The following is a 19,155-nucleotide window of genomic DNA, read 5'->3' on the forward strand; positions in this document are numbered from 1 at the left end:
CGACGACGTGGGTAGCGACATCCTCGAGGATCTCCAGTGGCGCGGGCTGGTTGCCCAATCCACCGACCGCGATGTACTCGGACAGGCATTGGCCGGTGGTCCGGTGACGGTGTATTCGGGATTTGACCCAACGGCGCCGAGCCTGCACGCGGGTCACCTGATCCCGTTGCTCACCTTGCGCCGGTTCCAGCAGGCCGGCCACCGCCCGATCGTGCTCGCCGGCGGCGCGACCGGGATGATCGGCGATCCTCGTGACGTAGGCGAACGCAGTCTGCAGACCGCCGACACGGTAGCCGAATGGGCCGGACGCATCCGAGGACAGCTCGAGCGGTTCGTGGAGTTCGACGACTCACCGACCGGCGCGCTGATCGCCGACAATCTGTCCTGGACGTCCCAGTTGTCGGCGATCGAGTTCCTGCGCGACATCGGCAAGCATTTCTCGGTCAACGTGATGCTCGACCGCGACACCGTGCGGCGCCGGCTCGACGGCGAGGGGATCTCCTACACCGAGTTCAGCTACATGTTGCTGCAGGCCAACGACTTCGTCGAACTGCATCAGCGGTTCGGTTGCACGCTGCAGGTCGGCGGGTCCGACCAGTGGGGAAACATCATCGCCGGCGTGCGCCTGGTCCGGCAGAAGTGCGGCACCACGGTGCATGCGCTGACCACCCCACTGGTGACCGACTCCGAGGGCCGCAAGTTCGGCAAGTCCACCGGCGGCGGCAGCCTCTGGTTGGACCCCGACATGACCAGCCCATACGCCTGGTACCAGTACTTCATCAACACCTCCGACGCCGACGTTGTCCGCTACCTGCGGTGGTTCACGTTTCTGGACGCAGAGCAACTCAGTGAGTTGGAGCAGGCGACCGCGCAGCGCCCTCACGAACGCGCCGCCCAGCGGCGGCTGGCGCGCGAGCTGACCACACTGGTGCACGGTGCGTCGGCGACGGCGTCGGTGGAGCACGCCAGCCAGGCATTGTTCGGACGAGGCGAGCTCACCTCGCTTGATGAGTCGACGCTCGCTGCAGCGCTGCGTGAGGCCTCGGTGGCCCGGCTCGAACCGGGGGGAGCGGATTCGATCATCGACTTGTTGGTCGCTACCGGGCTGTCGGCCAGTAAAGGCGCGGCACGGCGGACCCTTGCCGAAGGCGGCGTCGCGGTGAACAACGTGAAGATCGCCACTGACGACTGGTTCCCCCGGGACGCGGACTTCTTGCACGGCAAGTGGTTGGTGGTCCGACGTGGTAAACGCAACATCGCCGGCGTCGAGCGTGTCCGCTGACGAGACCCGTGAAAACTGGTATGCGGCAATTTCGAGCTTTCGGGAACAACCCGGTGTTACCCGACGTTGACCAACTCAGAGTCAATGCACCGATCGGTGCCGCACGCGGCATCCAATCTGAAATAGGCGTCCTAGCAGGCGATTTGACTCTGCGTTATCCCTGACGTAACTTATCGGAGTCGCCGCGACACGGGCCCAGCCCGGAGAGCGCGGCCGACTCCCAGAGGGAAACCCACTTCGGTGGGTTCCTGATCGTCCGGACGACCTACAGCGGCTTAAACGCCGCGGTTCGTCGCGCGGTCGAGCGGGTGTGTTGTTTGAGAACTCAATAGTGTGTTTGGTGGTTTTTGTTTGTTGTTTTTTTGCCGCACTTCTTTTTCCCGTTTAGGGGTGTGGTTTTTTTGATGCCAGTTTTGGTGTCTTTTGTTTGGTCAGGCTTGTTCTGAATGTTTTTTGTTTGGAGAGTTTGATCCTGGCTCAGGACGAACGCTGGCGGCGTGCTTAACACATGCAAGTCGAACGGAAAGGCCCTTCGGGGTACTCGAGTGGCGAACGGGTGAGTAACACGTGGGTGATCTGCCCTGCACTTTGGGATAAGCCTGGGAAACTGGGTCTAATACCGGATATACCCTGCTGGTCGCATGGCCTGGTGGGGGAAAGCTTTTGCGGTGTGGGATGGGCCCGCGGCCTATCAGCTTGTTGGTGGGGTGATGGCCTACCAAGGCGACGACGGGTAGCCGGCCTGAGAGGGTGACCGGCCACACTGGGACTGAGATACGGCCCAGACTCCTACGGGAGGCAGCAGTGGGGAATATTGCACAATGGGCGCAAGCCTGATGCAGCGACGCCGCGTGGGGGATGACGGCCTTCGGGTTGTAAACCCCTTTCGCTCACGACGAAGCGCAAGTGACGGTAGTGAGAGAAGAAGGACCGGCCAACTACGTGCCAGCAGCCGCGGTAATACGTAGGGTCCGAGCGTTGTCCGGAATTACTGGGCGTAAAGAGCTCGTAGGTGGTTTGTCGCGTTGTTCGTGAAAACTCACAGCTTAACTGTGGGCGTGCGGGCGATACGGGCAGACTGGAGTACTGCAGGGGAGACTGGAATTCCTGGTGTAGCGGTGGAATGCGCAGATATCAGGAGGAACACCGGTGGCGAAGGCGGGTCTCTGGGCAGTAACTGACGCTGAGGAGCGAAAGCGTGGGGAGCGAACAGGATTAGATACCCTGGTAGTCCACGCCGTAAACGGTGGGTACTAGGTGTGGGTTTCCTTCCTTGGGATCCGTGCCGTAGCTAACGCATTAAGTACCCCGCCTGGGGAGTACGGCCGCAAGGCTAAAACTCAAAGGAATTGACGGGGGCCCGCACAAGCGGCGGAGCATGTGGATTAATTCGATGCAACGCGAAGAACCTTACCTGGGTTTGACATGCACAGGACGCCGGCAGAGATGTCGGTTCCCTTGTGGCCTGTGTGCAGGTGGTGCATGGCTGTCGTCAGCTCGTGTCGTGAGATGTTGGGTTAAGTCCCGCAACGAGCGCAACCCTTGTCTCATGTTGCCAGCACGTTATGGTGGGGACTCGTGAGAGACTGCCGGGGTCAACTCGGAGGAAGGTGGGGATGACGTCAAGTCATCATGCCCCTTATGTCCAGGGCTTCACACATGCTACAATGGCCGGTACAAAGGGCTGCGATGCCGTGAGGTGGAGCGAATCCTTTCAAAGCCGGTCTCAGTTCGGATCGGGGTCTGCAACTCGACCCCGTGAAGTCGGAGTCGCTAGTAATCGCAGATCAGCAACGCTGCGGTGAATACGTTCCCGGGCCTTGTACACACCGCCCGTCACGTCATGAAAGTCGGTAACACCCGAAGCCGGTGGCCTAACCCCTTGTGGGAGGGAGCCGTCGAAGGTGGGATCGGCGATTGGGACGAAGTCGTAACAAGGTAGCCGTACCGGAAGGTGCGGCTGGATCACCTCCTTTCTAAGGAGCACCACGAGACCTGGCCGGCCCCGTAGATCGCGGGATCAGCCGATTGTCAGGCGATTCGAGTGGATAGCCCCGCGCCTGTAGTGGGTGGGGGTTTGGTGCACGACAGACGTTGAGATGCGGTGTGGGAAACATCGTGTCGATGGAATCACCGGACACACTATTGGGCTTTGAGACAACAAGCCCGTTGTTCCCTGGCCACTGCGTGTGGTGGGAGGCGTGTTGTTGCCCTGCTTTGGTGGTGGGGTGTGGTGTTTGATTTGTGGATAGTGGTTGCGAGCATCGAGATGGTGACTTGTATGAGGGCCTGCCTTCCTTGTGGGGGTGGGTGTTCTTGTGTGGGTTGTCATTTCATGTAATGCAAATTTTCTGATGAGCCTGGGGCTTTCGTTTCGGCGGGAGTGTTCAGGTGACTCATTTTTTGGTTTTGTGTTGTAAGTGTTTAAGGGCGCATGGTGGATGCCTTGGCACTAGGAGCCGATGAAGGACGTGGGAGGCTGCGATATGCCTCGGGGAGCTGCCAACCGAGCGTGGATCCGAGGATGTCCGAATGGGGAAACCCGGCACGAGTGATGTCGTGTCACCTGCATCTGAATATATAGGGTGCAGGGGGGAACGCGGGGAAGTGAAACATCTCAGTACCCGTAGGAAGAGAAAACAACCGTGATTCCGTGAGTAGTGGCGAGCGAAAGCGGAGGATGGCTAAACCGTGTGCATGTGATACCCGGCGGGGGTTGTGTGTGCGGTGTTGTGGGGCGTTTCTTCTCTCATCCGCCGATGAGGGCGAAAGTGATAAACCGTTGGGTTAGTTGAAGTGGTCTGGGATGGCCTGCCGGAGAGGGTGAGAGCCCCGTGGACGAAAACTCAACGGCTTTCGTGGAATGTTCCCGAGTAGCAGCGGGCCCGTGGAATCTGCTGTGAATCTGCCGGGACCACCCGGTAAGCCTGAATACTTCCTAGTGACCGATAGCGGATTAGTACCGTGAGGGAATGGTGAAAAGTACCCCGGGAGGGGAGTGAAAGAGTACCTGAAACCGTGCGCTTACAATCCGTCAGAGCTCTCGCCTTTTGGTGTGGGGTGATGGCGTGCCTTTTGAAGAATGAGCCTGCGAGTCAGGGACATGTCGCGAGGTTAACCCGGGTGGGGTAGCCGTAGCGAAAGCGAGTCTGAATAGGGCGTATCCAGTCCGGAGGGGCTGGTGTAGTGGTGTGTTCTGGACCCGAAGCGGAGTGATCTACCCATGGCCAGGGTGAAGCGCGGGTAAGACCGCGTGGAGGCCCGAACCCACTTAGGTTGAAGACTGAGGGGATGAGTTGTGGGTAGGGGTGAAAGGCCAATCAAACTCCGTGATAGCTGGTTCTCCCCGAAATGCATTTAGGTGCAGCGTCGCAGTGTTCGTGTCGGAGGTAGAGCTACTGGATGGCCGATGGGCCCTACTAGGTTACTGACGTCAGCCAAACTCCGAATGCCGACACGGTGTAATGCGGCAGTGAGACGGCGGGGGATAAGCTCCGTGCGTCGAGAGGGAAACAGCCCAGATCGCCGGCTAAGGCCCCTAAGCGTGTGCTAAGTGGAAAAGGATGTGCAGTCGCGAAGACAACCAGGAGGTTGGCTTAGAAGCAGCCACCCTTGAAAGAGTGCGTAATAGCTCACTGGTCAAGTGATTGTGCGCCGATAATGTAGCGGGGCTCAAGCACACCGCCGAAGCCGCGGCAGCACACCTTGTGTGTGCTGGGTAGGGGAGCGTCCTGCATCCGGTGAAGCCACCGAGTGATCGAGTGGTGGAGGGTGTGGGAGTGAGAATGCAGGCATGAGTAGCGATTAGGCAAGTGAGAACCTTGCCCGCCGAAAGACCAAGGGTTCCTGGGCCAGGCCAGTCCGCCCAGGGTGAGTCGGGACCTAAGGCGAGGCCGACAGGCGTAGTCGATGGACAACGGGTTGATATTCCCGTACCCGTGTGTGAGCGTCCCTGACGAATCTGTTCTGCTAACCGCCCAAAAGGCGGATCACTGATCCCTTCGGGGTGACGGGTCTGCCGGCTGCGCGGGACCCGGATGGGTAGTAGTCAAGCGATGGGGTGACGCAGGAAGGTAGCCGTACCAGTCAGTGGTAATACTGGGGTAAGCCTGTAGGGAGAGATCTAGGCAAATCCGGATCTCACATATCCTGAGAGGTGATGCATAGCCGATTGAGGCGAATTCGGTGATCCTAAGCTGTCGAGAAAAGCCTCTAGCGAGCACACACACGGCCCGTACCCCAAACCAACACAGGTGGTCAGGTAGAGAATACCAAGGCGTACGAGTGAACTATGGTTAAGGAACTCGGCAAAATGCCCCCGTAACTTCGGGAGAAGGGGGACCTCCACACCGTGTAAGCCCTTGCGGCCCAAGCGGGAGGGGGTGGCACAAACCAGTGAGAAGCGACTGTTTACTAAAAACACAGGTCCGTGCGAAGTCGCAAGACGATGTATACGGACTGACGCCTGCCCGGTGCTGGAAGGTTAAGAGGACCCGTTAACCCCTTCGGGGGTGAAGCGGAGAATTTAAGCCCCAGTAAACGGCGGTGGTAACTATAACCATCCTAAGGTAGCGAAATTCCTTGTCGGGTAAGTTCCGACCTGCACGAATGGCGTAACGACTTCTCAGCTGTCTCAACCATAGACTCGGCGAAATTGCATTACGAGTAAAGATGCTCGTTACGCGCGGCAGGACGAAAAGACCCCGGGACCTTCACTACAACTTGGTATTGGTGCTCGATACGGTTTGTGTAGGATAGGTGGGAGACTATGAAGCAGTCACGCCAGTGATTGTGGAGTCGTTGTTGAAATACCACTCTGATCGTATTGGGCCTCTAACCTCGAACCGTCTATCCGGTTCAGGGACAGTGCCTGGTGGGTAGTTTAACTGGGGCGGTTGCCTCCTAAAAAGTAACGGAGGCGCCCAAAGGTTCCCTCAACCTGGACGGCAATCAGGTGTTGAGTGTAAGTGCACAAGGGAGCTTGACTGCGAGACGGACATGTCAAGCAGGGACGAAAGTCGGGACTAGTGATCCGGCACCTCTGAGTGGAAGGGGTGTCGCTCAACGGATAAAAGGTACCCCGGGGATAACAGGCTGATCTTCCCCAAGAGTCCATATCGACGGGATGGTTTGGCACCTCGATGTCGGCTCGTCGCATCCTGGGGCTGGAGCAGGTCCCAAGGGTTGGGCTGTTCGCCCATTAAAGCGGCACGCGAGCTGGGTTTAGAACGTCGTGAGACAGTTCGGTCTCTATCCGCCGCGCGCGTCAGAAGCTTGAGGAAAGCTGTCCCTAGTACGAGAGGACCGGGACGGACGAACCTCTGGTACACCAGTTGTCCCACCAGGGGCACCGCTGGATAGCCACGTTCGGACAGGATAACCGCTGAAAGCATCTAAGCGGGAAACCTTCTCCAAGACCAGGCTTCTCACCCTCTAGGAGGGATAAGGCCCCCCGCAGACCACGGGATCGATAGACCAGACCTACACACGCAGCAATGCGCTCAGGGAACTGGCACTAACCGGCCGAAAACTTACAACAAACCCAAAACCTCGCAACCACACCACGGTCAAACACAACGACCACACCCCACCACCAAAACACACAAAGACTTCACCCAAAAAGTGAATAAAGTTACGGCGGTAATAGCGGCAGGGAAACGCCCGGACCCATCCCGAACCCGGAAGCTAAGCCTGCCAGCGCCGATGATACTGCCCACACGGGCGGAAAAGTAGGACACCGCCGAACACACATTAGAAATCGCCCCCCACGATTACCTGGGGGGCGATTTCCTTTTCTCGCGCGCCATTGAAACTGCTTCAATTGTGTGCCTTTAGGCCCAGCCCGTATCCTTTTCTGCGTGTCTCAAGACGATCAGCGCGGTCAGGGCGACCGGCCCCCACGTCGCGGTGCCGATGCCCGCCGGCAGCGCCCGCGGGATGATCGCCGGTCGGCGCCCCGTTCGTCGGGTCCGCGCCGGGCCCGGCCGGTGCAGCCCAGGCCGGATGCGGAGGACACAACGCCCAAGGGGCCGCGCATTCCCGACGAGATCGAAGCCCGACAACTCGCACCCGAGATTCGCGGCGAGCTCACCACATTGGATCGTGGCACGGCCGACATGGTGGCACGACATCTCGTTGCCGCGGGGGAACTGCTCGACGACGATCCTGAAGCCGCGCTGGCCCACGCCCAGGCCGCCCGCGCTCGCTCCGGCCGCATCGCTGCGGTGCGCGAAGCTGTCGGAATCGCTGCGTATCACTGTGGTGACTGGGCTCAGGCGCTGGCCGAATTTCGCGCCGCGCGTCGGATGGGCAGCCGATCACCGCTGTTGGCCTTGATCGCCGACTGCGAACGAGGCATCGGACGCCCCGAGCGCGCCATCGAGTTGGGCCGCAGCGCCGAAGCCGCCGCGCTGACCGGAGACGACGCCGATGAGTTGAAGATCGTCATCGCCGGCGCACGTTCGGATCTCGGCCAGCACGACGCCGCACTGGCCGTATTGGCCACACCGGAGCTCGATCCGTCCCGCAGCGGTCAAACCGCGGCGCGGTTGTTCTACGCCTATGCCGACACGCTGCTGGTTCTCGGACGCGCCGACGAGGCGCTGCAGTGGTTCCTGCGTGCTGCCGCGGCCGATCTCGAAGGCGTCACCGACGCCGAAGACCGCGTCACGGAGTTGTCCTGACGTGGCTTCCCTTGTGCAGCAGCATGATTGTCTGCTGCTCGATCTCGACGGGACGGTGTTCCGCGGACACCAACCCACCCCGGGTGCGGTCGAGACGTTGGCGACGGTGGCGGCACGGGTCCTCTACGTCACCAACAACGCCTCGCGCGGGGCGGCGCAGGTGGCCGAGCATCTGAGCCAGTTGGGCTTCGCGGCGGTTGCCGACGACGTAGTCACCAGTGCGCAGAGCGCGGCTCGGCTGTTGGCCGAACAACTCCCTTCGGGCACCAAGGTCCTGGTTGTGGGCACCGAAGCGCTGGCCGACGAGGTGAGCGCGGTGGGCCTGACGCCGGTACGTCAGTGGGCCGACGATCCCGCCGCTGTCGTCCAGGGGCATTCGCCATCGACCAGCTGGCCCGACCTTGCCGAGGCGGCACTGGCTATTCGCAGCGACGCGCTATGGGTTGCGGCCAACGTCGACAAGACGCTGCCCTCGGAGCGGGGGTTGCTGCCGGGCAACGGGTCGATGGTCGCCGCACTGTGCACCGCCACCGATCGCGAACCGCAGGTGGCGGGCAAACCGGCGCCCGCGTTGATGAGAGATGCTCTGTCCCGCGGCGACTTTCGTACACCATTGGTGGTCGGTGACCGGTTGGACACCGACATCGCCGGCGCCCGGGCCGCGGCGCTGCCCAGCTTGATGGTGCTGTGCGGCGTGCACACGGCCGTGGATGCGATCTGGGCCGAGCCCGATCAGCGTCCCGACTTCATCGCCGAGGATCTTCGCGCGATCAGCGTCGAGGCCGAGGTGCTGCGGATCGGGACCCAGCCGGACTGGCACGTCGACGTCGATGCCGACGCGGTGGTCGTGCGCGCTACCCCCGGCAACGGTTCCACAGAACCGCTGTCGGTGGTCCGCGCCATCGCCGCCGCGGTGTGGACCGCCACCCCCGCGGTGCGGCCCCGACCTCTGACGGCAGCCGATGACACGGCCCGACAGGCCATGGCCCGCTGGTCGCTGCTCTGAGTCGGCATCGACTAGCGTGTGCACCGACATGAGTAACGATCCCGACCAGATCCGTGCCCAGATCGCCGAGTTGCTCGGCGATCAGACCGAACCGTCGGTGTCCGAACTCGATGATGTGGCCACCCGCCTGGAGGAAGCCCACGACATGCTGGTGCGGGCGCTGGAATCAGTCGAGAAGAGCTGATCCTCATGACGCGGCGCGCACGTGTGGACGCCGAGCTGGTGCGGCGCGGTCTCGCTCGTTCCCGTCAGCAGGCTGCCGAGCTGATCGGCGCCGGGCGGGTCTGCATCAACGGGATGCCCGCAAACAAGCCCGCCACAGCTATCTCGGTCGACGCGCGACTGACCGTTCAGGCGGGGGAAACCACCTGGGTCTCGCGAGGCGCGCACAAGCTGATCGGAGCGCTCGACACGTTCGGCATTCCGGTCGCCGATCGCCGCTGCCTGGACGCGGGGGCGTCGACCGGGGGTTTCACCGAGGTGCTGCTGGACCGCAACGCGCGCGAGGTCGTCGCGGTCGACGTCGGATACGGGCAGCTGGCATGGTCGCTGCGCAACGACCCTCGGGTGACGGTCATGGAGCGCACCAACGTCCGGGAGCTCACCGGGGACAGCATCGGTGGCCCGGTCGACGTGGTGGTCGCCGATCTGTCGTTCATCTCGCTGTCCACGGTGCTCCCGGCGCTGACTTCCTGCGCGTCGCTGACCGCCGATATCGTTCCCATGGTGAAGCCGCAGTTCGAGGTGGGCAAGGAGCGCGTCGGGGCAGGCGGAGTGGTGACCGACCCGTGCCTGCGTGCCGATGCGGTGCGTTCGGTGTCCCACCGGGCCGGTGAAATCGGCTGGCACACCGTCGCGGTGACGGCCAGCCAGCTGCCCGGCCCGGCCGGCAACGTCGAGTATTTCCTGCATCTGCGCGCCGACACCGCCGCCGCGCTGACCGGTGCCGATCTCGAGGCCGCGATCGGCACTGCCGTCGAGGAGGGTCCGCAATGAGCGCTGAGCGCACCATCCTGTTGGTCGTGCACACCGGTCGCGACGATGCGACCGAGGTGGCCCGACGCGTCAAGAAGGTGCTCAGCGACAATGCCATCACGTTGCGGGTGCTCTCGGCCGAGGCCGTCGACCGCGGCCCGGTCCCGCTGGCGCCCGACGACACCCGAGTGCTCGGACCCGACATCGAGGTCGTCGACGCCGACCAGTGCGCCGCGGCCGGGTGCGAGCTGGTGCTGGTGCTGGGTGGGGACGGCACCTTTCTGCGGGCTGCTGAGCTCGCCCGCAACGCCGAGATCCCGGTGCTGGGAGTCAACCTCGGCCGCATCGGCTTCCTCGCCGAGGCTGAAGCCGATTCGATCGACACCGTGCTCGAGGCCATCGTCGGACGCGACTACGTCGTCGAAGAGCGGATGACCCTCGACGTCGCGGTACGCGCGCAAGGCCGGCTGCTCGCCCGCGGCTGGGCGCTCAACGAGGCCAGCCTGGAGAAGGCGCCCCGCCTCGGTGTCATGGGCGTGGTCTTGGAGGTCGACGGCCGGCCGGTCTCGTCGTTCGGCTGTGACGGGGTTCTGGTCTCCACACCGACGGGCTCCACGGCCTACGCTTTCTCGGCCGGCGGCCCAGTGCTCTGGCCTGATCTGGAGGCCATCATCGTGGTCCCCAACAACGCCCACGCGTTGTTCGCCCGCCCGATGGTCACCAGCCCCAATGCGCTGATCGCGATCGAGGTCGAAGCCGACGGCCACGACGCCGTGGTGTTCTGCGACGGTCGTCGCGAGATGGTGGTGCCTGCGGGCGGCCGTCTTGAGGTGACACGTTGCGCGACACCGCTGAAGTGGGTGCGTCTGGACAGCGCCCCGTTCACCGATCGTCTGGTGCGCAAGTTCCGCTTGCCGGTCAAAGGGTGGCGCGGACAGTAGTGCTATCCGAGATTCGTATCGAGTCGCTGGGCGCTCTCAGCGCCGCGACCGCGGAGTTCGACCGCGGTTTCACCGTGCTCACCGGGGAAACCGGTGCCGGCAAGACGATGGTCGTCACCGGACTGCATCTGCTCGGCGGTGCGCGCGCCGACGCCACCAAGGTCCGCTCCGGCGCGCCGAGGGCGGTGGTCGAAGGCCGATTCTCCACCACCGACCTCGGCGATGTCGTCGCTCGGGTCGATGAGATCCTGGATGCCTCGGGAGCGGAACGCGACGACGACGGCAGCATTATCGCGGCCCGCTCTGTGAGCCGCGAGGGCCCGTCGCGGGCCTACCTCGGTGGCCGCAGCGTCCCGGCGAAATCATTGAGCGAGTTCACCGGTGAGCTGTTGACCCTGCACGGCCAGAATGACCAGCTGCGGTTGATGCGCCCGGATCACCAACGCGCGGCGCTGGACCGTTACGCCGCGGTGGACTCTCCGCTGGCCCGTTACCGCGCAGCACGGGATGAATGGTTGCAGGCCAAACGTGACCTCGAGGACCGCCGGCGGCGCACTCGGGAGCTGGCCCAGGAAGCCGACCGGCTCCAGTTCGGGCTCAACGAGATCGACGTGCTGGACCCACAACCCGGTGAGGATGTCGACCTGGTCGACGATATCCGTCGACTCTCCGAGCTGGATGCGCTGCGCGACGCAGTACAAACCGCCCGGTCCGCGCTGTCCGGTGACGGTGAGCTCACGGACAGCGTCGATGCACAGTCGGCGGCCAGTGCCGTCGGGCAGGCTCGCACGGCACTGGAGAGCACCGACGACTCGCTGCTCAAAGCGTTGGCCGAGCAGCTCGACGCGGCGCTGGCGGTGCTTGCCGACGTGTCCGGCGAGCTCGGCCATTTCATCTCGGAGTTACCCAGCGATGCCAGTGCATTGGAGACGAAGCTGGCCCGCCAGGCCGAATTGCGGACGCTGACGCGCAAGTACGCCGCCGACATCGACGGTGTGCTGCAGTGGGCCGGCCAAGCTCGCGAGCGGCTCGGCCAGCTCGACGTCTCCGAGGAGACGTTGAGCAGCCTGGAACGCCGCGTCGAGGAGTTGCAGGCCACGGTCGTGACCGCGGCTGTGGAGGTCAGCAAGGCGCGGACAAAAGCGGCGCGCGGACTGTCCAAATCTGTCACCGCAGAGCTGTCGGGGTTGGCGATGTCGGGTGCAAACTTCACCATCACGGTGTCCCCGCTGATCGCACGCGCCGAGGACAGCGCACCGCTGCCGCTGCCCTCAGGAGAAACCGTGCACGCCGGTCGCGACGGTGTCGACATCGTCGAGTTCGGATTCGCCGCGCACCATGGCTCGGACATCCTGCCGCTACACAAGAGTGCCTCCGGCGGTGAACTGTCACGCGTGATGCTGGCCCTGGAGGTGGTGCTGGCTGCGTCGACCGAAGGCACCACGATGGTGTTCGACGAAGTCGACGCCGGGGTGGGCGGGCGTGCCGCGGTGCAGATCGGGCGTCGACTGGCCCGCCTGGCCCGTACCCACCAGGTCATCGTCGTCACGCACCTGCCGCAGGTCGCGGCCTACGCCGATGTGCATCTGGTGATCGAGGGCGTCGAGGCGGCGACCGCCAAGCGCGCCAAGTCCAGCGGCGTGCGTCGGCTCGAGGACAGCGAACGGGTGGCCGAACTGGCACGCATGCTGGCCGGACTGGGGGAGTCCGACAGCGGCCGCGCGCACGCCCGGGAGTTGCTCGACGCCGCGCGATCGGACCGGGACCAGACAACCTGACGCTTGTGACTGGTGTGAAAAGAATGAACTAATGAGGCTGCTGTTACGGCGCGCCTCCGCCAAAATCAGGTGGAACTGATCAGAATCGCGGCATGAAGATGTCAGCGCTGCTCTCCCGTAACGCCAGCACACGGCCGGGCATCACCGGCACTGCCCGAGTGGATCGCGACATCGATCGGCTGCTGCGCCGCATCACCCCCGGCGACATCGTCGTGATCGACGCGATGGATCTGGACCGGATCACCGCCGACGCCCTTGTCGAGGCCAACGTCGCCGGGGTCGTCAACGCCTCGTCGTCGATTTCCGGCCGCTACCCGAATCTGGGTCCTGAGGTACTGGTCGCCAACGGCATCATGCTGGTCGACGAGACCGGTCCGGAAGTCTTCAAGAAGGTCAAGGACGGCGCCCGGATCCGACTCAACGAAGGCGGTGTCTACTCTGGGGACCGCCGACTGGTGCTCGGCACCGAACGCACCGACGCCGACGTGCACGAGTTGATGCAGGAGGCCAAGAGCGGTCTGGTCGCCCATCTGGAGGCGTTCACCGGCAACACCATCGAGTTCATCCGCAGCGAGAGCCCGCTGCTCATCGACGGCATCGGCATCCCCGACGTCGACATCGACCTGAACCGCCGCCATGTGGTGATCGTGGCCGAAGAGTCCAGTGCCGCAGCCGATCTGAAAGCGCTCAAGCCGTTCATCAAGGAGTACCAACCGGTCCTGGTCGGGGTGGGCACCGGTGCCGACGTGCTGCGCAAGGCCGGCTACCGCCCTGCGCTGATCGTCGGTGACCCCGACAAGATCAGCACCGAGGTGCTGCAGTGCGGCGCCCAGGTGGTCCTGCCGGCCGACTCTGACGGACATGCCGCGGGCCTGGAGCGCATCCAGGACCTCGGTGTCGGGGCGATGACCTTCCCCGCTGCCGGGTCGGCGGCGGATCTGGCGCTGCTGTTGTGCGACCACCACGGTGCATCGCTGATCGTCACCGTCGGGCACAGCGCCAGCATCGAAGAGTTCTTCGACCGCACTCGCCAGCGCAGCAACCCGTCGACCTTCCTGACCCGACTGAAGGTCGGGGAGAAGCTCGTCGACTCGAAAGCTGTTGCGACGCTGTACCGCAGCCGTGTCTCCGGTGGGGCGATCGCGCTGCTGGTGCTGGCGATGCTGATCGCGGTGATCGCCGCATTGTGGGTCTCGCGTGCCGATGCCGCCGTCCTGGAATGGATCAGCGGGTACTGGAGCCAGTTCCTGCTGTGGGCGCAAGGCCTGGTCTCGTAGGAGTTCTCCGGTGATCTCGTTGCGCACGCACGCCATCTCGCTGGCCGCGGTCTTCTTGGCTCTGGCCATCGGCGTGGCGCTGGGTTCGGGTCTGCTGTCGAACACTGTGCTCTCGGGTCTGCGTGACGACAAACGCGAGCTGCAGCAGCAGATCGAAACGCTGACCGACGAGCGCAACGCACTCAACGAGAGGCTCAGCGCTGCCGCTGATTTCGATGCGCAGATGGCACCGCGGCTCTTGGCCGGCACCCTACGGGACACATCGGTCGTGCTGTTCCGCACCCCCGACGCCGCTGACGACGACGTCGACGCGATGATGCGCCTGGTCGGACAGGCGGGTGGGACTGTCAGCGGCACCATCGGGTTGACGGCGCAGTTCGTCGAGGCCAATGCCGCCGAGAAGCTGCTGTCGGTGGTGAACTCGCCCATCGTGCCCGCCGGTGCTCAACTGAACACTGCCACCGTCGACCAGGGGTCACAGGCCGGCGATTTGCTCGGGATCACGCTGCTCACCGACCCCGGCCCCGAGGCGCGCCCGGTCGACGAGGCATCCCGGGAGACCGTGCTGACCGCCTTGCGCGACACCGGCTTCATCACCTACCGAGCCGACCGCATCGGCGCCGCCGACACCGCCCTGGTGGTGACCGGCGGGGCGTTGGGCGCCGACGCCGGAAATCAGGGCGCCACCGTGGCCCGGTTCACCGCCGGATTGGCCCAGCACGGCGCCGGCACGGTGTTGGCCGGCCGCGACGGCTCGGCTTCGGGCACCGCCGCGGTCGCCGTGACGCGCTCGGACGCGGCCCTGAACACCGCGTTCAGCACAGTCGACGACATCGACCGCGAATCCGGCCGGATCACCGCTGCGCTGGCGTTGGGTGACCTCGTCGCCGGGGGCAAGCCGGGTCAGTTCGGCGTCGGGCAGGGGGCCTCCGCGGTCACCGTGCCGCAGTAACCACGACGGTCCCGCGCTGCCCTCCGCGTGTCAGCGACGCCCTGTCGAAGTCGGTGTTAGGGTGGGGTTCCGTGGGTCGGCAGGCCCCGACAAGGACGCGGACCAGCGCCGTGCCCAGCAGATAGAAGCCCTGCCCGTCGTCACGGAGGTCGTCTTTGCCCGCGCTACGCAAGCACCCGCAGACCGCCACGAAGCACCTCTTCGTCACCGGTGGCGTGGTGTCATCGCTGGGCAAGGGACTCACGGCGTCGAGCCTCGGTCAGCTGTTGACCGCGCGCGGACTGCAGGTCACCATGCAGAAGCTCGATCCCTATCTCAACGTCGACCCGGGAACGATGAACCCGTTCCAGCATGGCGAGGTCTTCGTCACCGAGGACGGCGCCGAGACCGACCTCGACGTCGGACACTACGAGCGTTTCCTGGACCGCGACCTGTCCGGCTCGGCCAATGTGACGACCGGTCAGGTCTATTCGACGGTCATCGCCAAGGAGCGCCGCGGCGAATACCTCGGCGACACGGTTCAGGTGATCCCGCACATCACCGACGAGATCAAGCGGCGCATCCTGGACATGACCGAACCTGACAGCGAGGGCAACCGGCCCGATGTGGTGATCACCGAGGTGGGTGGCACCGTCGGCGACATCGAGTCGCTGCCCTTCCTGGAGGCCGCCCGACAGGTGCGACACGAGGTCGGCCGGGAGAACTGCTTCTTCCTGCACTGCTCGCTGGTGCCGTTCATGGCCCCGTCCGGCGAGTTGAAGACCAAGCCGACCCAGCATTCGGTGGCGGCGCTGCGCAGCATCGGCATCACCCCCGATGCGCTGATCCTGCGGTGCGACCGCGACGTGCCCGAGCCGTTGAAGAACAAGATCGCGTTGATGTGCGACGTTGACGTCGACGGGGTGATCTCGACCCCCGACGCGCCGTCGATCTACGACATCCCCAGGGTGCTGCACCGCGAAGAACTCGACGCCTACGTGGTGCGCCGCCTGAACCTGCCGTTCCGCGATGTCGACTGGACACAGTGGAACGACTTGCTGCACCGTGTCCACGAGCCGCGCGATACGGTACGAATCGCGTTGGTGGGCAAGTACATCGATCTTTCCGACGCCTACCTCTCGGTCGCCGAGGCGCTGCGTGCCGGCGGGTTCGCCCACCACGCCAGAGTGGAGATGCGCTGGGTGGCCTCCGACGACTGCGAAACCGATGCCGGCGCATCGGCAGCGCTGGCCGACATCGACGGGGTGCTGATCCCCGGCGGGTTCGGCATCCGCGGCATCGAGGGCAAGATCGGCGCCATCCGGTACGCACGGCGCCGAGGGCTCCCACTGCTGGGACTGTGCCTGGGCCTGCAGTGCATCGTGATCGAGGCAGCCCGCTCGGTCGGCCTGGCCGAGGCGAACTCCGCCGAGTTCGACCCGGCCACCCCTGACCCGGTGATCTCGACCATGGCCGACCAGCGCGACGCGGTCGCCGGTGACGCCGACCTCGGGGGCACCATGCGCCTCGGGGCCTATCCCGCTGTCCTGGAACCGGATTCGATCGTGGCCAAAGCCTACGAATCCACCCAGGTGTCCGAGCGGCATCGGCACCGCTACGAGGTCAACAACGCCTATCGTGACCGAATCTCCGAGAGTGGGCTCCGGTTCTCGGGCACCTCACCGGACGGCCACCTCGTCGAGTTCGTCGAGTATCCCGCCGACGTGCATCCCTTCATCGTCGGCACCCAGGCCCATCCCGAGCTCAAGAGCCGGCCCACCCGGCCGCACCCGCTGTTCGTCGCGTTCATCGGTGCTTCGCTGGACTACAAGAACGCCGAGCGATTGCCGGTGGAGATTCCTGAACACACCGATGTTTCCGCCAACGGCGCCGAGCACGCTCTCGAAGAGCTGCCGGCCCGTGGCTGAGGCGCGTCCGGGCAGTCACGACTTCTCCGTCGCCGAAACCGACACGCTCTACGTCGGAAAGATCTTCGCGCTGCGGGCCGACGAGGTGCAGATGCCCGGCGGCGGCACGGCCCGACGGGAGATCGTCGAACACTTCGGGGCGGTGGCCGTCGTCGCGATCGACGACGATGCCAACATCGTGCTGGTATACCAGTACCGTCACGCCTTCGGGCGCCGGCTCTGGGAGCTGCCCGCCGGTCTGCTCGACGTCGGAGGGGAAGCACCGCATCTGACTGCGGCCCGTGAGCTGGCCGAAGAGGCCGGACTGGCCGCCGGGACCTGGCACACCCTGGTCGACCTGGACACGGCCCCGGGCTTCAGCGACGAAAGCGTGCGAGTGTTTCTGGCCACCGATCTCACCGAGGTCGAGCGACCCGGCGCCGATCACGAGGAAGCCGACCTCGAGGTGCGGCGCATCCCGTTGGCCGAGGCCCTCACCATGGTCTTTGCCGGTGAGATCGTCAATTCGATCGCGGTCGCCGGCGTACTGGCCGCCCACGCGATGTCCGGGCCGGACACGCTGCGTCGCGTCGACGCACCCTGGACCGACCGTCCCACGGCCTTCGCCCGGCGGCAGGGACACCGATGACGTCGACGTCGGTACCGCTGGTGCTCGATGCGCAGCTGCAGGGTTACCTCGACCACCTGGCGATCGAGCGCGGGGTGGCAGCCAACACCCTGAGCTCCTATCGCCGTGACCTGCGCCGCTACGCCGAACATCTGAGATCGCGTGGCATCGACGACCTGGCGGTGGTGACCGAGACCGATGTCAGCGACTTCCTGGTGGCGCTGCGCCAGGGCGACCCCGACCACGGGGTGGTGCCGTTGTCGGCGGTCTCGGCGGCGCGGGCGCTGATCGCGGTCCGGGGCCTGCACCGATTCGCCACCGCCGAAGGCATCGCGGCTCTGGACGTGGCGCGCGAGGTCAAACCCCCGACGCCGAGCCGGCGACTCCCGAAGAGCCTGAGCATCGACGAGGTGCTCGCATTGCTCGAGGCCGCCGGCGGGGACAGCGACGCCGACGGGCCGCTGACCCTGCGCAACCGGGCGCTGCTTGAGCTGCTGTACTCGACGGGCGCGCGGATCTCCGAGGCTGTCGGTCTTGATGTCGACGACGTCGACACCCACGCCCGCTCGGTGCTGCTGCGCGGCAAAGGTGGCAAGCAGCGGCTGATCCCGATCGGTCGGCCCGCGGTGGCCGCGCTGGACGCCTACTTGGTGCGCGGCCGCCCCGACCTGGCCCGGCGGGGACGGGGGACGCCGGGAATCTTCCTCAATGCACGCGGCGGCCGGTTGTCTCGGCAGAGTGCGTGGCAGGTCCTCCAGGATGCAGCCCAACGGGCCGGAATCACCGCCACGGTGTCTCCGCACGTGCTGCGCCACTCGTTTGCGACCCATCTGCTCGACGGCGGCGCCGACGTGCGCGTGGTGCAGGAACTGCTTGGTCACGCTTCGGTGACCACGACCCAGATCTACACGATGGTCACGGTCAGCGCGCTGCGCGAGGTGTGGGCCGGCGCACATCCGCGCGCTCGCTAAGACTTGAGGTACTCCGACTCCAGCACCAGATCGGGCAGCACCGACTGGTACTCGACGTGGGTCTTGTGTTCGACGGTGTCAAAGAGCACACCCTGCTGCTCACGCATGAACGCGCGGTAGTCGGGAGCACCGGGGAAACGCACGTTATCGGCGACCACGATCGACCCGCGGTGCAGCCAACCCCGGTCGAGGATGCTGCGCAGATCCGACAGGTAAGCCTTCTTGTCGTGATCGATGAACACCAGGTCGACCCCACCGGGCTCGACGCCGTGGTCCCGCGCCAGGGTGTCGAGGGTGGTGCCGCCGTCGCCGATCGTGCCGACCACGCAGCTGACCCGGTCCTCGACGCCGGCATGGGTCCAGATGCGCCGGGCGACCTCGGCGTTGGCCGGGGAGAACTCCACCGAACAGACCCGGGCACCCGGCGCTGCCCGGGCGATGCGCAGCGCGCTGTACCCGCAGTAGGTGCCCAGCTCCAGCGCCAGCGTCGGCGCAGCGCGCCGGACCGCGGCGTCGAGCAGGGCGCCCTTCTCGTCACCGATGTTGATCAGTACCGCCTGTTGGTAGGCGAACCGGTCGATGGTGGCCAGCACGTCGTCGAGGTCTCCGCGGCCGGCGTGGGTCTCGACGTAGGCCGCACACGCGGCCTCCCGCCCGTCGCCGATCTGACCGGTGCGGATCAGCGAGGGCATGCCCGCTGCCAGACGCAACCACCGCCAGAACGGCACCCTCATGACCTCCAGCGTAGGGGTGTGGGGCCGAGCGAGCACAGCCGT

At 64.9% G+C, this 19,155-nt stretch carries 13 protein-coding genes and 3 rRNA genes; 15 read left to right on the forward strand and 1 reads right to left on the reverse strand.

Going from position 1 to position 19,155, the window contains the following annotated elements; all coding sequences use genetic code 11:
- The first annotated feature begins 7 nt into the window (after positions 1-7).
- From tyrS to xerD, 15 genes are all read left to right on the forward strand, one after another.
- Positions 8-1,282 (forward strand): tyrosine--tRNA ligase, encoded by a 1,275-nt coding sequence (tyrS, locus tag KXD98_RS13220; protein WP_260764858.1) that lies wholly within the window; start codon positions 8-10, stop codon positions 1,280-1,282.
- Between the two features lie 454 nt (positions 1,283-1,736).
- Positions 1,737-3,258, forward strand: a 16S ribosomal RNA gene (locus KXD98_RS13225).
- Positions 3,259-3,696: 438 nt separating this feature from the next.
- A 23S ribosomal RNA gene (locus KXD98_RS13230) occupies positions 3,697-6,821 on the forward strand.
- Between the two features lie 94 nt (positions 6,822-6,915).
- Positions 6,916-7,028, forward strand: a 5S ribosomal RNA gene (gene rrf, locus KXD98_RS13235).
- The 16S, 23S and 5S rRNA genes sit together here, the layout of an rRNA operon.
- Positions 7,029-7,269: 241 nt before the next feature.
- Complete coding sequence (locus KXD98_RS13240; RefSeq protein ID WP_260765181.1) at positions 7,270-7,965, forward strand: tetratricopeptide repeat protein; 696 nt, start codon at positions 7,270-7,272, stop codon at positions 7,963-7,965.
- A gap of 1 nt (position 7,966) precedes the next feature.
- Positions 7,967-8,971 carry an HAD-IIA family hydrolase gene (locus KXD98_RS13245; RefSeq protein WP_260764860.1) on the forward strand — a complete coding sequence of 335 codons (1,005 nt, stop codon included), beginning with the start codon at positions 7,967-7,969 and terminating at the stop codon, positions 8,969-8,971.
- A gap of 28 nt (positions 8,972-8,999) precedes the next feature.
- Positions 9,000-9,155: a hypothetical protein gene (locus KXD98_RS13250; RefSeq protein WP_260764863.1), complete on the forward strand. Its 156-nt coding sequence runs from the start codon at positions 9,000-9,002 to the stop codon at positions 9,153-9,155.
- Between the two features lie 5 nt (positions 9,156-9,160).
- Entirely contained in the window at positions 9,161-9,967 is an 807-nt protein-coding gene (locus KXD98_RS13255) for a TlyA family RNA methyltransferase (protein ID WP_260764864.1), read from the forward strand.
- Positions 9,964-10,887: an NAD kinase gene (locus KXD98_RS13260; RefSeq protein ID WP_260764866.1), complete on the forward strand. Its 924-nt coding sequence runs from the start codon at positions 9,964-9,966 to the stop codon at positions 10,885-10,887. Before KXD98_RS13255 ends, KXD98_RS13260 begins: the two co-directional genes overlap by 4 nt.
- The gene (gene recN, locus KXD98_RS13265) at positions 10,887-12,665 is read left to right on the forward strand and encodes a DNA repair protein RecN (RefSeq protein ID WP_260765182.1); all 1,779 of its coding nucleotides are present in this window, start codon (positions 10,887-10,889) and stop codon (positions 12,663-12,665) included. The genes KXD98_RS13260 and recN overlap by 1 nt, the downstream gene beginning before the upstream one ends.
- A 92-nt stretch (positions 12,666-12,757) precedes the next feature.
- A complete protein-coding gene (steA, locus tag KXD98_RS13270; RefSeq protein ID WP_260764868.1) occupies positions 12,758-13,942 on the forward strand; it encodes a putative cytokinetic ring protein SteA in 1,185 nt (394 codons plus the stop codon).
- 10 nt (positions 13,943-13,952) lie between these two features.
- A complete protein-coding gene (locus tag KXD98_RS13275; RefSeq protein WP_260764870.1) occupies positions 13,953-14,894 on the forward strand; it encodes a copper transporter in 942 nt (313 codons plus the stop codon).
- A gap of 155 nt (positions 14,895-15,049) precedes the next feature.
- Positions 15,050-16,801, forward strand: a complete 1,752-nt coding sequence (locus KXD98_RS13280) for a CTP synthase (RefSeq protein ID WP_260764871.1) — start codon at positions 15,050-15,052, stop codon at positions 16,799-16,801.
- Entirely contained in the window at positions 16,794-17,429 is a 636-nt protein-coding gene (locus KXD98_RS13285) for an NUDIX hydrolase (protein WP_260764873.1), read from the forward strand. Before KXD98_RS13280 ends, KXD98_RS13285 begins: the two co-directional genes overlap by 8 nt.
- Positions 17,426-18,379 (forward strand): site-specific tyrosine recombinase XerD, encoded by a 954-nt coding sequence (xerD, locus tag KXD98_RS13290; protein ID WP_260764874.1) that lies wholly within the window; start codon positions 17,426-17,428, stop codon positions 18,377-18,379. The genes KXD98_RS13285 and xerD overlap by 4 nt, the downstream gene beginning before the upstream one ends.
- Here xerD and KXD98_RS13295 read toward each other — a convergent pair.
- Entirely contained in the window at positions 18,376-19,113 is a 738-nt protein-coding gene (locus KXD98_RS13295) for an O-methyltransferase (RefSeq protein ID WP_260764875.1), read from the reverse strand. The two genes, xerD and KXD98_RS13295, sit on opposite strands and share 4 nt — an antisense overlap.
- Positions 19,114-19,155: the final 42 nt, after the last annotated feature.

Origin of the sequence: Mycobacterium sp. SMC-4, from assembly GCF_025263265.1 — a bacterium.
In the GTDB taxonomy this organism is placed as follows: domain Bacteria; phylum Actinomycetota; class Actinomycetes; order Mycobacteriales; family Mycobacteriaceae; genus Mycobacterium.

Excerpts from the sequence above, each read along its gene's own strand:
- KXD98_RS13260 (WP_260764866.1), top strand. The coding sequence starts at position 9,964 with ATGAGCGCTGAGCGCACCATCCTGTTGGTCGTGCACACCGGTCGCGAC.
- KXD98_RS13255 (WP_260764864.1), top strand. The coding sequence starts at position 9,161 with ATGACGCGGCGCGCACGTGTGGACGCCGAGCTGGTGCGGCGCGGTCTC.
- KXD98_RS13295 (WP_260764875.1), bottom strand. The coding sequence starts at position 19,113 with ATGAGGGTGCCGTTCTGGCGGTGGTTGCGTCTGGCAGCGGGCATGCCC.
- xerD (WP_260764874.1), top strand. The coding sequence starts at position 17,426 with ATGACGTCGACGTCGGTACCGCTGGTGCTCGATGCGCAGCTGCAGGGT.
- steA (WP_260764868.1), top strand. The coding sequence starts at position 12,758 with ATGAAGATGTCAGCGCTGCTCTCCCGTAACGCCAGCACACGGCCGGGC.
- KXD98_RS13250 (WP_260764863.1), top strand. The coding sequence starts at position 9,000 with ATGAGTAACGATCCCGACCAGATCCGTGCCCAGATCGCCGAGTTGCTC.